The sequence below is a fragment of the Bradyrhizobium sp. A11 genome (assembly GCF_042077125.1).
Classification (GTDB): domain Bacteria; phylum Pseudomonadota; class Alphaproteobacteria; order Rhizobiales; family Xanthobacteraceae; genus Bradyrhizobium; species Bradyrhizobium japonicum_B.
The window spans coordinates 1,564,295-1,579,193 of sequence record NZ_CP149509.1 but is presented as its reverse complement, the minus strand read 5'-3'; the positions used below and the strand labels follow the sequence as shown (position 1 = coordinate 1,579,193).

The 14,899-nt window shown below is 65.2% G+C and carries 16 protein-coding genes; 8 read left to right on the top strand and 8 right to left on the bottom strand.

Features of this window, described 5'->3' with window-relative positions; all coding sequences use genetic code 11:
- Positions 1-76 precede the first annotated feature (76 nt).
- Positions 77-1,387 carry an ABC transporter substrate-binding protein gene (locus WI560_RS07315; protein ID WP_375307457.1) on the top strand — a complete coding sequence of 437 codons (1,311 nt, stop codon included), beginning with the start codon at positions 77-79 and terminating at the stop codon, positions 1,385-1,387.
- Between the two features lie 186 nt (positions 1,388-1,573).
- Here WI560_RS07315 and WI560_RS07310 read toward each other — a convergent pair whose 3' ends face one another.
- The 3 genes from WI560_RS07310 to WI560_RS07300 form a co-directional block, all read right to left on the bottom strand.
- Positions 1,574-2,743, bottom strand: coding sequence for a Gfo/Idh/MocA family protein (locus tag WI560_RS07310; protein WP_375307456.1), 1,170 nt, complete (start codon positions 2,741-2,743; stop codon positions 1,574-1,576).
- Positions 2,744-2,787: 44 nt separating this feature from the next.
- Positions 2,788-3,102: a septal ring lytic transglycosylase RlpA family protein gene (locus tag WI560_RS07305; protein ID WP_375308790.1), complete on the bottom strand. Its 315-nt coding sequence runs from the start codon at positions 3,100-3,102 to the stop codon at positions 2,788-2,790.
- A 288-nt stretch (positions 3,103-3,390) separates the two neighbouring features.
- A complete protein-coding gene (locus WI560_RS07300; RefSeq protein ID WP_257175973.1) occupies positions 3,391-3,831 on the bottom strand; it encodes a hypothetical protein in 441 nt (146 codons plus the stop codon).
- 357 nt (positions 3,832-4,188) lie between these two features.
- On the opposite strand from WI560_RS07300, the gene glgC reads away from it, so the two are divergent.
- From glgC to WI560_RS07285, 3 genes are read left to right on the top strand one after another with little or no spacing between them, the layout of a single operon-like run.
- Complete coding sequence (gene glgC, locus WI560_RS07295) at positions 4,189-5,451, top strand: glucose-1-phosphate adenylyltransferase (RefSeq protein WP_375307455.1); 1,263 nt, start codon at positions 4,189-4,191, stop codon at positions 5,449-5,451.
- Positions 5,448-6,902, top strand: a complete 1,455-nt coding sequence (gene glgA / locus WI560_RS07290) for a glycogen synthase GlgA (protein WP_375307454.1) — start codon at positions 5,448-5,450, stop codon at positions 6,900-6,902. Before glgC ends, glgA begins: the two co-directional genes overlap by 4 nt.
- 36 nt (positions 6,903-6,938) lie before the next feature.
- On the top strand, positions 6,939-7,199 hold the full coding sequence (locus WI560_RS07285) for a SemiSWEET transporter (protein WP_375307453.1): 261 nt from the start codon (positions 6,939-6,941) through the stop codon (positions 7,197-7,199).
- 162 nt (positions 7,200-7,361) lie between these two features.
- On the opposite strand, the gene WI560_RS07280 is transcribed toward WI560_RS07285, so the two are convergent.
- Entirely contained in the window at positions 7,362-8,159 is a 798-nt protein-coding gene (locus WI560_RS07280; protein ID WP_375307452.1) for a DODA-type extradiol aromatic ring-opening family dioxygenase, read from the bottom strand.
- A 151-nt stretch (positions 8,160-8,310) separates the two neighbouring features.
- Between WI560_RS07280 and WI560_RS07275 the strand changes: the two genes are divergently transcribed.
- Positions 8,311-8,490, top strand: coding sequence for a hypothetical protein (locus tag WI560_RS07275; RefSeq protein WP_126255372.1), 180 nt, complete (start codon positions 8,311-8,313; stop codon positions 8,488-8,490).
- 18 nt (positions 8,491-8,508) lie between these two features.
- Here WI560_RS07275 and WI560_RS07270 read toward each other — a convergent pair whose 3' ends face one another.
- Together WI560_RS07270 and WI560_RS07265 are read right to left on the bottom strand one after the other, a co-directional pair.
- On the bottom strand, positions 8,509-9,966 hold the full coding sequence (locus WI560_RS07270) for a carboxylesterase/lipase family protein (protein WP_375307451.1): 1,458 nt from the start codon (positions 9,964-9,966) through the stop codon (positions 8,509-8,511).
- Positions 9,967-10,042: 76 nt separating this feature from the next.
- Positions 10,043-10,222, bottom strand: a complete 180-nt coding sequence (locus WI560_RS07265; RefSeq protein ID WP_375307450.1) for a hypothetical protein — start codon at positions 10,220-10,222, stop codon at positions 10,043-10,045.
- Positions 10,223-10,484: 262 nt separating this feature from the next.
- Here WI560_RS07265 and WI560_RS07260 point away from each other — a divergent pair, with 262 nt between their 5' ends.
- From WI560_RS07260 to WI560_RS07250, 3 genes are all read left to right on the top strand, one after another.
- Positions 10,485-13,130: an alpha/beta hydrolase fold domain-containing protein gene (locus tag WI560_RS07260; protein ID WP_375307449.1), complete on the top strand. Its 2,646-nt coding sequence runs from the start codon at positions 10,485-10,487 to the stop codon at positions 13,128-13,130.
- 130 nt (positions 13,131-13,260) lie between these two features.
- Entirely contained in the window at positions 13,261-13,533 is a 273-nt protein-coding gene (locus WI560_RS07255; RefSeq protein ID WP_375307448.1) for a hypothetical protein, read from the top strand.
- 99 nt (positions 13,534-13,632) lie between these two features.
- Positions 13,633-13,938: a hypothetical protein gene (locus WI560_RS07250; protein WP_375307447.1), complete on the top strand. Its 306-nt coding sequence runs from the start codon at positions 13,633-13,635 to the stop codon at positions 13,936-13,938.
- A 98-nt stretch (positions 13,939-14,036) separates the two neighbouring features.
- On the opposite strand, the gene WI560_RS07245 is transcribed toward WI560_RS07250, so the two are convergent.
- Together WI560_RS07245 and WI560_RS07240 are read right to left on the bottom strand one after the other, a co-directional pair.
- Positions 14,037-14,192, bottom strand: a complete 156-nt coding sequence (locus WI560_RS07245) for a hypothetical protein (protein ID WP_196236077.1) — start codon at positions 14,190-14,192, stop codon at positions 14,037-14,039.
- 97 nt (positions 14,193-14,289) lie between these two features.
- Positions 14,290-14,808 (bottom strand): septal ring lytic transglycosylase RlpA family protein, encoded by a 519-nt coding sequence (locus tag WI560_RS07240; RefSeq protein WP_375307446.1) that lies wholly within the window; start codon positions 14,806-14,808, stop codon positions 14,290-14,292.
- Positions 14,809-14,899: the final 91 nt, after the last annotated feature.

The window sequence follows — 14,899 nt, the reverse complement described above, 5'->3', positions numbered from 1 at the left end:
GACTTTCCGTCGGCGCGCTCCCCATACTTCGCAAAAAAGATAACAAGATCATACGACGGTTTTGAGGGAGGATAGGATGCCGACTTCACGCAGGCAGCTGCTGAAGAGTACGGCGGCTGCCGCCGCCACGCTCAGCCTCGATTGGACCCGGGCCCAGGCGCAGGCCGAGAATTTGCGCATCGGCCTGATCTACGATCTCACCGGCCCGTTCGCCGCCGGCGGCTCGGTCGCCTCCTCGGTCGGCGCGCAGATCGCCATCGACCTCGTCAACGAGAAGGGCGGCATCGGCGGCAAATACAAGGTCGCTCCCGTCGCCGCGGATTCCCAGAGCAAGCCCGACGTCGCGATCAACGAGGCGGAACGCCTGATCAGCCAGGAGAAGATCGACATCCTCAACGGCGTCTATGCGAGCTCGCACGCGGTGCCGCTCGCCGCCAAGGTCGAGCAGCAGAAGAAGATTCTCTGGATCACGACCGCGGTCTCCACCGCCGTGTTCAAGGACAAGAACCTGCAATACGTGTTCCGCGCGCAAATTCACTCGGATCAATACGGCCAGGCCTTCGCCGCCTTCCTTACCGAGCACGCCAAGGCCAAGCTCGGCATGGAGGCCAAGGACGTCAAGGTCGCGCTGATCCATGAGGACGGCCCCTACGGCGTCGGCGTCGCCGCGGCCGACGAAGCCTATGCCAAGGAGGCCGGCATCCAGGTGGTGCTGCGCGAGGGCTATTCGGCTTCGGCGCCGGATCTCTCGGTGCTGGTCACCAAGATCAAGCGCGCCAAGGCCGACGTGATCTCGCATGCCGGCTACAACCCCGACATCACCCTGTTCCTGCGCCAGGCCCGCGAGAGCGGATTGCGCTTCAAGATGCTGTTCGGCGCCGGCGCGGGCTACAGTCAGCTCGACAAGCTGCGCGCGACGTTTGGGACCGACATCGACAATTTCTGCAACATCGACCCGGTGCCGGCGCAGCTGCTCGATCCTGCCAAGCTCGCACCGGGCATGGGCGAGCTGATCAAGACCATGGTCTCGCGCTATCAGGCCAAGACCGGCGCCACCGACGTGCCGCCGCATTGCTCGATGGGCTTCAACCAGACCTGGGTTCTGCTCAACAACGTGCTGCCGGTCGCCAAGGAGAAGTACGGCAGCTTCGAGCCCGAGGCCATTCGCAAAGCCGCGCTCGACGTCGACATTCCCGCCGGCGGCACCATCCAGGGCTACGGCGTGAAGTTCTTCCCGCCGGGCACGCCGCTCTCCGGTCAGAACGAACGCTCGACCCCGGTGGTGATGCAGAACGCCGGCGAGCACATCTCGGTGGTGTGGCCGACCAACATCCGCACGCGGGACCCGGTATTCCCGCTGCCGAAGGGCTCGACCTACGGGGCGTAAGGACGCAGCTTGCTCCCACCCTCCCCTGGAGGGGGAGGGTCGCTTCACGTCGAGCGAAGCGAGAGGTGAAGCGGGGTGGGGTGATCTCTCCGCACGGGCACTGCCCGATCGGAGAGATCACCCCACCCCGCTCGCGCTACGCGCGATCGACCCTCCCCCTCCAGGGGAGGGTAAGTGCGCCCGCTCCTACAGCACCACCCGTCGTCCCTCCTCCGCCGCCCAATACCCGGCGTAGTTCACCTTGATCGTCTCATAGGCCAGCGCGAGATCGGACAACGGCTGCCGCCCGCTCGCCACGCATTCCATGAAGTCCTGGATCTCCTGCAGATAGCCGCGCGTCCATTCCTCCTCGAGACAGACATATTGCCAGCCGGTTTTGCGGTCGACCTTTTCCGTGATGTAGACCGAGGCAAGCTTCTCTTCGCTGGTCTGGTAGCTCATCAGGTGATTGTTCGGCGTGATGTTGGCGAACAGCGAGCCGCCGGACGTATAGGTCTCGATCAAGTTGCGCACGCCGCCCATGATCATGTCGCCGGAGAACACGGTCGCCTTGGTGCCGTCGGAGAAGGTAGCAGTGAGCGTGCCCCAGTCCTCGACGTCGACGGGATTGGCCTTGATGTAGGTGCGCTCCTCGGGCTTGAGCCCGGCGGTGACATTGCCGACGTCACAGGTGACGCTGGCGACGTGAATGGTCTCGCCGCGCGCCGTGGCCTCGACCTGCTTCAGATAGAGCACGGCCGAGAGCGGATGGCAGCCCATGCGGATCAGCGAGCCGCCGCCGGTCATCGCCCATTGCGCGGCATGGGCCGCATGCGAGCCGGAATGGCTCTCCTCGCCCTTCATGAACAGGATCTTGTCCTTGGTCGCCCTGACGATCTCCGCAATCTTGGTCACCGCGGGCGCGTAGACCCAGTCCTCGGCATACATGAACAGCTTGCCGGTGCGCTCGATCGCGGCGCGCGTCTTGTCCATCTCCTCGATCACGCGCTGGTACATCAGCGCCTTCGGCACGTGCTGGCCGATCGGCCGCACATCGCCGTCGCGGCCGAAATAGCCGGCGAAAGGCTTTTCGCAGATCACGTGCTTGCCGGCCTGCATCGCCGCAACGATCATTTCCGCGTGAAGATTGGGCGGGGTGCAGATGTCGACGACGTCGATCGCGCCGTCCGCGATCAAATCGGCGAAGCTGCGATAGACGCGTGCGATGCTGTGGCGGCTGGCGAATTCGACGACACGGTCGCCGCGCGCGGCCACCGCGGCAACCTCGACATTCACGCCATAGACGCGCCGGAACGCGTACATGTGCAGCTCCGACACGAAGCCGCAGCCGACGAGTCCCACCCTGATCCCAGCCATAGCCCTCACCTTTGCTCGGGCAGCACTATAGCGCGCGGGGCGGCCTATTCCACGGAGACCCGCACCACGCCGGCGCTCATCATGCCGAGCGCACGGGCGGCCGGCACCGAGAGATCGACGATCCGGCCGCGGATGAAGGGGCCGCGATCGTTGACGCGGCACTGGATCGTGCGGCTGCCGTAGGACACCCTGAGCACGCTGCCGAACGGGCGCGTGCGGTGCGCGCAGGTCAGCTCGCCGCCCTTGCCGGCTTTTCCATAGCCGTAATACGAGGCAAGGCCACTTTCGGCCTGGGCAACGGAAATTGCACAAAGCGAAAAGCTGGCCAGAGAAAAGAAAAGCGTGGTTTGCGCGCGCACGGCACCACTCCCGGTTGGCCCTGCCCGGCGCTGCAAACGTCGCTTTGTTCCCTCGAGTTCCAGCAACACTGCCGCTCAAGGCGCGACAGTGCGATCACAGATTATTTCCGTCTGTGAAGAGACCCGCTTTTTTCCGCGTATGAGGCTGCGTCAACGCGCTCAGCCGAAGAGGCGGCGGGGAATGCGGACGTTGCCTTAAAGCCGCCCAGCCGCAGCTCGCCACGATCGTGCTCATGCAGTTTGCCTGCATGAGCTGATCGCCTGACTCTCCCACTACCTACGCGACACTCACCAATGTCGGCGGTAATAGTGACGGTGATAGACCCGGTGCGGCCGGTAATAGCCGTAGCCGTAGTACGGACGGTAGGGTCGATAATAGCGTGGATAGGCATAGACCGGCGCGTAGCCGTAGCCGTAATAGGCGGGGGCATAACCATAGCCATAGCCGTAGCCCGGATAGCCGTAGCCGCCGTAATAATAGGGTCTGCCGTAGTAGCCATACGGCGCGCCGCCGGCGATGGCGCCGCCGATGATTGCACCTGCGGCGAGGCCACCAATGGCCAATCCCCATCCGCCGCCGCGCCAATGCACCGGCGTGACGTCATCGCCGACCGCCGCCTTCATGGTCGCGACGTTGGTCGGCAGCGGGGCCGCCGCCGCCTGCTGGATTTGACCGGCGATGACCACGCCGGCCAGCGAGCAGGCAATTGCCGTTTTCCAGAACCTCATCGTCTCAGCTCCTGTTTGACGTTTCGCTTGGAAAAGGATCGCAGCGGCATGATCGGGCATCGTTGCGTTATGTCAAATCCCGGATCTTCGAGCCGGAATTTTGCGTGCGGCGCACAAGTCCCATTCATGCCTCCTGGCGAGAGGGCCGTCGGCATGCAAAGCGCCCGAACCATCCGCCGCCCGGCGTCGCCGCCGCGATGCCGGAGCCGGGCGGGCAGAGCATTAAGCTTCCCGCGCTCGCAACCAACAACCTACTTCACGATTTACTATGCGTACCGCTACTATCTGTTCCAAGGGCGCGAGGGCTTCTCGCGACAAATGGCCTCGGTCTGCGCCGGGCGTGAGTGGGAGGATGACATGAGTGCCGTCGGTAATGAGCCGCTCGCCCGTCAGGCGCTGGCGTTCGTCCTGGCTGGTGGACGCGGCAGCCGGCTCCTGGAGCTGACTGACCGGCGCGCCAAGCCCGCCGTCTATTTCGGCGGCAAGTCCCGCATCATCGATTTCGCGCTGTCGAATGCCGTCAATTCAGGCATCCGCCGCATCGCGGTCGCCACCCAATACAAGGCACACAGCCTGATCCGGCATCTTCAGATGGGCTGGAACTTCTTCCGACCCGAACGCAACGAGAGCTTCGACATCCTGCCCGCGAGCCAGCGCGTCTCCGAGAACATGTGGTATGTCGGCACGGCGGATGCGGTCTACCAGAATATCGACATCATCGAATCCCACGCCTGCCGCTTCATCGTGGTGCTGGCCGGCGACCATATTTACAAGATGGACTACGAGGTGATGCTGCGCCAGCACGTCGAGAGCGGCGCCGACGTCACAGTCGGCTGCCTGGAGATGCCGCGCGCGGAATCTTCGGGTTTCGGCATCATGCATGTCGACGAGAACGGCTGGATTCAGGAGTTTCTGGAGAAGCCGAAAGATCCGCCGCCGATGCCGGGCAAGCCGGACGTCTCGCTTGCCAGCATGGGCATCTACGTCTTCGACGCAAAGTTTCTGTTCGACCAGCTCAAGCGCGACGCCGAGGACCCTGACTCGAACCATGATTTCGGCAAGGACATCATTCCCTACCTCGTCAAGAACGGCCGCGCCATCGCCCACCAGTTCTCGACCTCCTGCGTCCGCTCCAGCCGCAACAACACCGCCTATTGGCGTGACGTCGGCACCGTCGACGCCTACTGGTCCGCCAATATCGATCTCACCGACGTGGTGCCGGAGCTCGATCTGTTCGACCGCGCCTGGCCGATCTGGTCCTATTCGGAGATCACGCCGCCGGCGAAATTCGTCCATGACGAGGAAAGCCGGCGCGGCCAGGCGGTGAGCTCGCTGGTCTCCGGCGGCTGCATCATCTCCGGCGCCTCGCTGCGCCGCTCGCTGCTGTTCACCGGCGTGCGCATCAACTCCTACGCCAATGTCGAGAACGCAGTCATCATGCCCTATGTGAATGTCGGCCGCGGGGCTCGCCTGAAGAACGTCGTGATCGACCGCGGCGTCGAGATTCCCGAAGGCCTCGTCGTCGGCGAGGATCCCGAATTCGACGCAAAGCGATTCCGCACCACCGAACAGGGCATCTCCCTGATCACCCAGCCGATGATCGACGGGCTCAATAGATGATGCCTGTTCGCGTCCTCGCGGTCGCTTCGGAAGTCTATCCCATCGTCAAGACCGGCGGCCTCGCGGACGTCGCCGGCGCGCTGCCGATCGCGCTGAAGGCGCACGGCGTCGAGATGCGCACCTTGATGCCGGGCTATCCCGACGTGATGCGACTGCTGTCCGGCGCCGCGGAGATCCGCAGCTGGCCGGATTATTTCGGCGGTCCCGGACGGCTGCTCGCGGGCTTCCACGAGGGGCTCGACCTGTTCGTGCTCGACGTGCCCCACCTCTATGCGCGGCCGGGCAATCCTTACGTCACCGCTGAAGGCGTCGACTGGCCCGACAATGGCGTGCGCTTCGCAGCGCTGTCGCGCGTCGCCGCCGACATCGGCCGCGGCCTCGTGCCCGCGTTCGTGCCCGACGTCGTGCACGCCCACGACTGGCAGGCGGGGCTTGCGCCCGCCTATCTGCACTATGACAATCGCCCGCGGCCCGCCACCGTGATGACCATCCACAACATGGCCTATCAGGGCAAGTTCGCGCCCGATCTGATCGGATCGATCGGCCTGCCCTGGCACTCCTTCAACGTCAATGAGCTCGAATATTTCGGCGGCATCAGCTTCCTCAAGGCCGGCCTGCAATTCGCCGACCGCATCACCACGGTGTCGCCGACCTACGCGCGGGAGATCCAGAGCGACGAAGGCGGCATGGGATTCGGCGGCCTGTTGCGCGCACGCGCAAGCGTGCTCAGCGGCATCCTCAACGGCATCGACATCTCGGTGTGGAATCCGCAGGAAGATCCTCACATCGCCTACCGTTACGGCGCCGAGGACCTCACGTTCCGGGCCGCGAACAAGGCGGTGCTGCAGCAGCAGTTCAACCTCGATTCCTCGGACGAGGCGCCGCTGCTCGGCGTCATCAGCCGGCTGTCGTGGCAGAAGGGGCTCGATCTCCTGCTCGAGGCGGTCCCGATCATCTTGCGCGAAGGCATGCAGCTCGCGCTGCTCGGCAGCGGCGACCGCGATCTGCAGGACCGCTATCAGGCCGTGGCCCGCGCCAATCCCGGCCGCATCGGCGTCGTGATCGGCTATGACGAAATCCTGGCGCACCTGCTCCAGGCCGGCTCTGACGCGCTGATCGTGCCCTCGCGCTTCGAGCCATGCGGCCTCACCCAGCTCTGCGCGCTGCGCTATGGTGCCGTCCCGATCGTTTCGCGCGTCGGCGGGTTAGAGGACACTATCGTCGATGTCGACGAGGCCGCCGCCTCCGGCCGCGACGCCACCGGTTTCAAGTTCGCACCCGTGACGGCGGAGGCCCTCGCCGGCAGCTTGCGCAAGGCCAACGCCGCCTTCCACGACAAGCAGACCTGGCGCCGGCTGCAACGAAACGGCCTTGCGACCGACGTCTCCTGGAGTGGCCGCGCCGGCGACTATGCCGCACTGTATCGTGATCTGATGGCGGCGCGCGCCTGAACGTGACCATCGGCGAATCCATGTTATAGAGCCGGCATGGACCCCTTCGTTATCAAGCTGATCGGCTTTGCCGCCGCCACCTGCACCACCGCGGCCTACGCGCCGCAAGCCATCAAGGTGTGGAAGACCCGTTCCACCGGCGACATCTCGCTCGGCATGTTCCTGGTCATGGTGCTGGGCCTCGCGCTCTGGCTGATCTACGGCCTGCTCTCCGGCGACGCCCCGCTGGTCGCCGCCAACGCCATCACCATAGTGCTCGCCGGCGGCATTCTGGTGATGAAGCTGAGATACGGGTGAGGTTGACTTTCTTCACCTCTCCCCGCTTGCGGGGAGAGGTCGGAATTCGCGCGTAGCGCGGATTCCGGTTGAGGGGGACTCTCCACGAATCCAACTCTCACCTCCCTTGCGGAGACTCCCCCTCACCCAACCCTCTCCCCGCAAGCGGGGCGAGGGAGAAGATCACCGGCCAAACACATACGACGCCATCGCGACACCCGAGACCTCGTCGACGAAGACGCGCTTGCCGACATCGCTGCCGGCGGCCCCGGCGGCCACCATCAACGGCAGCAGATGGTCTTCGCGCGGATGCGCCAGGCGCGCACTCGGCGCATGCTCCCAATCGACCAGCATCGCATTGCGGCGGACCGGATCCGGGTTGCTGATCGCCTCGTTCAGATAAGCCTCGAAATCGTAGGAGACCGGCTTGGACTCCGGCCGGTTGAAGCCGCGCATGTTGTGATAGGTCAGCCCGCTGCCGACGATCAGGATGCCTTCATCGCGGAGCGAGGCGATGGCTTCGCCGGCCTTGATGTGCTCGGCCGCATCGTAGGCAGACTTCAGCGACAGCAGCACGATCGGCATGTCGGCGTTCGGATACATCAAGCCGAGCGGCACGAAGGTGCCGTGATCAAACCCCTGATTGGGATCTTCCCGGCAATCGAGGCCGGCCCGCGTCAGCAGCGCCTTCACTTGCGCCGCGAGCTCCGGCTTGCCGGGCGCCGGATATTTGAGGTGGTAGGTATGCTCGGGGAAACCGTAATAATCGTACACCATCGGCGGCTGCGCCGAGGTCGACACGGTGAAGGCGTCGGCCTCCCAATGGCCGGTGATGACGAGCACGGCCTTCGGCCTTTCCGGGAGCAGCTGCGGCAGTCGGCCGAACTCCGCGGCTGTCTTGGCATATTGCACCCGCCTGTCCTCCATGAACGGCCAGGGACCGCCGCCATGCGACAGGAAGAGCGTCGGAAATCGCGTCATGTGCTCGTCTCGCGGCAATATGCGCGCCAGTGCCGGCGCGACCTGCGGCGAGCATAGGCAAACCGGCATGGTTAGCAAGTCGTTAACGATTTGCCGCCCAAAATCTCCGGCGTGGCCGAAGCAGTCGGCCTGAAGACAAGTGAGACGTGAGATGAGGAAGTTTGCGCTCGGGGACGTCGTCAACAGTGACAAGGGCCGCCGCGGCATCGTGCGCGCCGCCTTCAAGTCGCGGGAAGGCCAGCAATTCTACGCCGTCGAGAAGGACGGCGCGATGGATTATCTGGAGGAAGACCGGCTGACGCCCGCACCGCGCGTCGAGCTCGCGGCTTAAGTCCACTTCATTTCATCGCTAGCGTGCGAGCCGGTCCAGACGCTCCGCCAAGGGATCGTCGCCGCTCGCGATGCCGTCGTTCGTCATCAGCAACAGGCGATCGCGACCGGCCGCGTCCCAATGCGGGAGATCCGGACCGTTGGGATCGCCGCTCCTGGCGAAGTTGATCCAATAGGATCGCATGCGGCTTGCGACCTTGCGATCGCCGCGCGAGAAGATGCCCGCCCCCGGCACGCCTTCCGCACCGAATATGAACTGCAGCTCGCGTCCATGCCCGCCTTCCGGACTGGCGCGCCGGGCCTCCGGCACATAGGCAAAGCGATAGCGAAAGGTCGCGGCGCCGCTTGCGGCATGCAGGCGGGCCAGCAATCGTGCGGGCTCGGTAAAGACCTTGTCGGTATAGAACCTCGCCGCAAGCTCTGACGGCTGGACGAGACCTGGATAGAGCTCGCGCAGCTCGCCGCTCGTGAGCCCTGACGATGCGACCTCCTCCTTGATATCGGACTCGCTGTCGAAACCCGTCTCGTCATCGTTCGAGCCGATGATCATGGGAATGCGGCTTTGATGTCCGGCTGCAAAGCCCGCGGCAATATCCTCGGTCACCAGATCTCCATCCCTCATCGGCACGAAGCTGCGCCGCGAGGTCTGCAGGAGACGGCTCTCGGCGGCAAGCAGGCGTCGCGGTTCGACGCCGCGCAGATCCGCCTGCGCTCCCAGCGCGGCCACGAACTGCCAGCCGACAGCCTCGGCCTCCTGCACCGAGCGCAGATGCGCGCGCGCCGGGGTCGATTGCAGAATGGCTTTGTGAAAGAGACCACGCGCTTGCGCGGACAGCATCAGGAGTGCGATCGACGTCGCGCCGGCGCCGCTGCCGAACAAGGTGACGTTGTCAGGATCGCCGCCGAAGGCCGCGATGTTGTCGTGAACCCAATGCAGCGCGGCGATCTGGTCCATCAGGCCGTAATTGCCGGAGCCGCCTTCCGATAGCGCGGGATGAGCAAGCCAGCCGAGCGCGCCGAGACGATAATTGGCGGTCACGACGATGAGGCCGGCCTGCGCCAGCCTGGCACCCTCGAACAACGGCTCGTTCGCGCTGCCGCTGACGAAGCCGCCGCCATGGATGAACACCATCACCGGCAGCGGGCCGTCGACCCCGAAGGGACGGAACACGTTCAGCGTGAGACAATCCTCGCTTGCCTCGGGCAGCGCCGGCTGAAGACAGGGCGCGCCGTAGGCGTAGGCGGTGTGCATCTCCGAGCTTTCGGGCATCGGCTGCGGCGGACGCCAGCGCAACGCGCCGACCGGTGGCGCCGCGTAGGCCAGTCCCTTGAACGAGGCCATCTCGCCTTCGACGGCGCCGAGCATCTGCCCTTCGCGCGTCAGCGCGAATGGAAATTGTCCGACCGGCTGAGCCATGGCCGAGCCGGCAAGCCAAAGGAATGCGGAAGCCGCAATGAGCGCAAGCACGGATCGCATCTTCTGGGCATCTCGATGCGCAGACGGGTTCCCGCGAGGTTATGTCCGCGGCGCGCCAGCAGGCAAGCCTCGCGGCTCACTCACCGCGCTTTGCGAGAATCTCCGCCAGCGCGCGCCGCGCGACGATGCCGAGTTCGCCGAGCGTGGAGTGCCCGACCTGCGCGGCCTCGATCAGGCGCTCGGCGATGAATCTGCGGCTGTCGTGATCGCCGCCATGCGGCAATTGCCGACACGTCTGCTCCAGGACGACGTCCATGTTCGCTTTGGTCCGCTCACTCAACTCTGGCATGACGCTCGGCCGCTACGCGTGGCTTGTAGCCGCAAGCATACACAGGGAGATCGGGCATGATTAGCCCGGCTAATCACGGCCATTGTGCATCGCGATGCGTGTAGCCCCGCGACATTCGCGCGACCACCATGCGCCGCAAACGACCACCGAAGATTGCACTTGCTCTGATGACAAGCTGAACCTGCAGCGCTAGCCTGCCGGCAAAACGAAACATATGGGAGGAAATGCCATGTCTGATGCGATGGTTGCTACACGTGCCTCCGAGGAACGCGGAACCGCTCAGCAGGTCGACGTCGCCGTGGTCGGGGCCGGCTTTGCCGGCCTCTATCTCCTGCACCGCCTGCGCAAGGCCGGCTTCAAGGCCGTCGCCCTCGAAGAGGCCGGCGACGTCGGCGGCACCTGGTATTGGAACCGTTATCCCGGCGCGCGCTGCGACATCCAGACCATCGACTACAGCTACACCTTCGATCCCGAGCTCGAGACCGCCTGGACCTGGTCGGAGAAATACGCGACCCAGCCTGAAATCCTGCGCTATCTCGGCTTCGTCGCCGACCGCTACGATCTCAGGCGCGACATCCGCTTCGGCACGAAGGTCACCGAAGCCAGATGGGACGAGACGGCGGAGCGCTGGCTGCTCAGCACCGACAATGGCGAGCCGGTTTCCTGCCGCCATTACATCATGGCCACCGGCTGCCTCTCGGCGCCAAAGCCGCCGGAGATCGACGGCGTCAAGGATTTCAAGGGCGAGGTCTATTTCACCGGCCGCTGGCCGCATGACGGCGTCAATCTGTCGGGAAAACGCGTCGCCGTGATCGGCACCGGCTCATCGGCGATCCAGTCGATCCCGCTGATCGCCGAGCAGGCCGCCCATCTGACCGTGTTCCAGCGCACGCCGAACTTCGCGCTGCCGGCGCATAACGGTCCGGCGCCGTCGGACCGCATGAGCCTGCTGCAAAGCGACCGCGCCGCCTATCGCGAGCAGGCGCGCCAGTCGATGGCCGGCGTGCCCTATCCGCAGCAGACGGTCGTGAGCTGGCAATTGAGCGATGCCGAACGCCGTGAGCGGTTCGAGCGCGCCTGGGCGGCCGGCGACCTCGTCCACATCCTGACCCAGCTCTGGGCCGATCAGGCGGTCGACGTCGACGGCAACAAGATCGTCCAGGACTTGATCCGCGAGAAGATCCGCGCGGCCGTCAAGGATCCCGAGACCGCTGCCGCACTCATGCCGCACGACCATCCCTTCGGCGCCAAGCGCCCCTGCCTCGATACCAATTACTACGCCACCTACAACCGGCCCAACGTCACGCTGGTCAATCTGCGCCAGGAACCGATCAAGGCGATCACCGCGAGCGGCATCGCGACCGACAAGCGCAGCTTCGACCTCGACGTCATCGTGTTCGCGACCGGGTTCGACGCCATGACCGGCGCGATCCGCGCCGTGCATCCGATCACCGGGCGCGGCGGCAAGTCGCTCACCGATGTCTGGGCGCAAGGGCCGCAGACCTATCTCGGCCTCACCGTTGCGGGCTTCCCGAACTTCTTCATGATCACCGGTCCCGGCAGTCCGTCGGTGCTCTCGAACATGGCGGTCTCGATCGAGCAGCATGTCGACTGGGTGGTCGACCGCCTGGTCGCGCTGCGCGACGCCGGCCTCACCACGATCGAGCCGACCGAGACGGCGCAGGCCGGCTGGAGCAGGCACATGGCCGATTGTTCGATGCTGACGCTGCACCGGCTCGCCAACACCTGGTACACGGGCGCCAACGTGCCCGGCAAGGTGCAGGGCCTGATGCCCTATACCGGCGGCGTCGGTCCCTATCGCAGCATCTGCGACGAGGTGGTGAGCCGGGGCATGCTCGGCTTCAAGCTCACCGGCCCTGATGGCGCCGCGCAATGCAATGACGGCGAGGTGGTGCGGCTGCAGCCGGACGTGCGGCTGGTGCTGAACCTGCTGGCGTCGCTGAACCTGCCGCCGATCGAGTCGATGGGCGCGGAAGGTGCGCGTGCGTTCGTGAACGAGTTCAACAAGAGCCGGCCTGCGGGACGGCCGATCGGCGACATCGTCGACGGCACCCTGCCCGTCGAGGGCGGCGCGCTGCCTTACCGCGTCTACAAGCCGGCGACGACGGGACCACATCCGGTCGTGGTGTATTTCCACGGCGGCGGCTGGGTGCTCGGCGACGAGCAATCGGACGAGCCGTTCTGCCGCGACATGGTGCGGCGGACCGGCATGATGTTCGTCAGCGTCGGCTATCGTCACGCGCCGGAGCATCGCTTCCCGACCGCCGCCGAGGACGGCTATGCGGCGACGCGCTGGATCGCCGAGCACGCCGAAGAGCTCGGCGGCAGAGCGGGCCCGGTGCTGGTCGCCGGCTGGAGCGCCGGCGGCAACGTCGCCGCCGTCACCTGCCAGCTCGCACGCGACCGTGGCGGGCCCGAGATCGCCGGCCAGCTCCTGATCTGCCCGGTCACCGATTGCAGCTTCGATCGTTCCTCCTACAACGACAATGCGACCGGCTACTTCCTGACGCGCTCGCTGATGTACTGGTTCTGGGACCTCTATTGCTCGCCGGCCGACCGCACCGATCCGCGCGTCTCGCCGCTGCGCGGCAAGGTCGCCGGCCTGCCGCCGGCCTTCGTGGTGACCTGCGAGTTCGATCCGTTGCGCGACGAGGGGATCGCCTATGCCGAGGCGATGTCGGCCGCAGGCGTCCCGGTCGAGCAGCTGAAGGCGCACGGCCATTTCCACTCCTCCTTCACCATGGTCGATGTGGTGATCACGGGCGTACCGGGCCGGGTGCAGATGGCGGAAGCCTTGCGTCGCTTCGCCGGGCAGGCCAGCCCGGGGCACAAGATCGCGGCGGCGGCGAGCTGATCAGGCAAGGCGGCCGGGAACCTTTTCCCGGCTGCTGCATTAAGGCGTCGTGGCATTGAGATGCAGCGACAGGTGTAGGCCCCGGCACGCATATTTGCGTGCTGGGGCGTTTTTTGCGTGAGGCGGGACGATGGGGGACGTTGTCGGGGAGTCAAAGGTCGATTTCGGTGCGCTTGCGGTGCTGAACAAATGGCCGTCGCTGGCCAATCAGCGTCAGCCGGACCGGGAGCCGTACCAGGTCGTCGAAGGCACGCTCGACGATTGCATCTCGGCATTCATGGACAAGCCGGTGGCGACCCGTCACCTCTATGAAATCCGCACCGCGGCGCAGCCGCCGCTGGTCACCGAGGTTCTCTCGCCCGAGCACGTCGTCGAGCTCTGGCGCCTCCGAGAGTTTCTCTGACGGCACTTCACGGCATCGCGCGCAGGAACCTTCTTCCGGTTTATCCCGTTAACGGGGATCGGAAGCCAAAGTCCTAAGCCAAGTCGCGAGTGCCTGAGGATGCTTGAAGCTGGCGTACCATCATCGATCGTGCCTTACGGGGCGGACCAGACCTTGTTCGTGGTGGTCGATCGCCGCGACGAGAACACGGAAATCCGCGTCGAGCGCAACGACCTCGAAGCCACGATCGGCGATCTCGTCGCCGGCTGCTTTAACGACCCCATCAAGGTGATCTCCTTCAACACGCTCGAGCATTGGATGAAGGACATCTCGACCGACGTCGCCGGCGAGATCCGAGCGCGCTGCGACATCGACGGAATGGAGCTGCCTGATTATCTCAGCGACTTCGTGGAAAGCCATTCCTGAAAGCGCTCTGCTTGCCCGAACAAGAAAAGCGCCGCGTCCGCGGCGCATTGGTGGTCACCTCGGTGGTGCCAGCCGTCAGGACATGGATTGGGAAGAGTCTAAGCGCGCCGGTATTTGCCAGCGATGACCTCGATCTCGCGGCGGCGCTCGTCGGCAAAGGCCAGCAGCCTTTCGATCGTCAGCGTATCCGTGATCCGTCTGGCGAGCCGCTCGGCGCGCGCGGCCTGATCTTCGAGATACTGGATCGTGTTCAAGCGTCACTCTCCCCACTGCCCCAAACTGCCTGGACACGCATGGTGCTCGATAAGCCGCTAACACCCGGTTAAGCGCGGCGTCTTGTGTTCGGGCGTCCTATTGCACGACCTCGAGCCGGACATTGGTGATGCCCTTGTCGACCATGCCGAGCGCCTCGGCCGCGGACGGCGTGATGTCGACCACGCGTCCGCGAACATAGGGCCCGCGATCGTTCACCCGGACCGTGACGAAGCGGCCGGAATCGGTATCGGTGACGCGCAACTTGGTGCCGAATGGCAGGGTGGGATGCGCCGCGGTCAACTCGTTCTTGTCGAACCGCTCGCCGCTCGCGGTCTCCGTATCCGAATAGAAGCTGGCAATGCCGTGCGACACAGTTTGCTTTGCGTCCGCATCGGGAGCGCGCGCCCGGCTGATCGGGCGCGGATGCAGCGCCGCCACGCGCTGCGGGCGCTCGACCGCGGCCTGCCGGCTGGCACCGGCGAGATCGGCCTTCTGGCGGCCGACCGGCGCTTGCGCGCAGGCGGCAAGCGAGGCGGCGCCTGCGATGGCAAGCAACACCCGGCATGAGGTCGCGAAGGAAATCCGGGAAGCTTCGGCACGTGCAATGCGAGACATGATACGCCCTCCGAACGGGGGCGATTTTCGGTCGGCAATGAGGGCAGAACCTTGTCGGAACAAAAGCAGGCGTGCGGCCGCCGCCATTTCG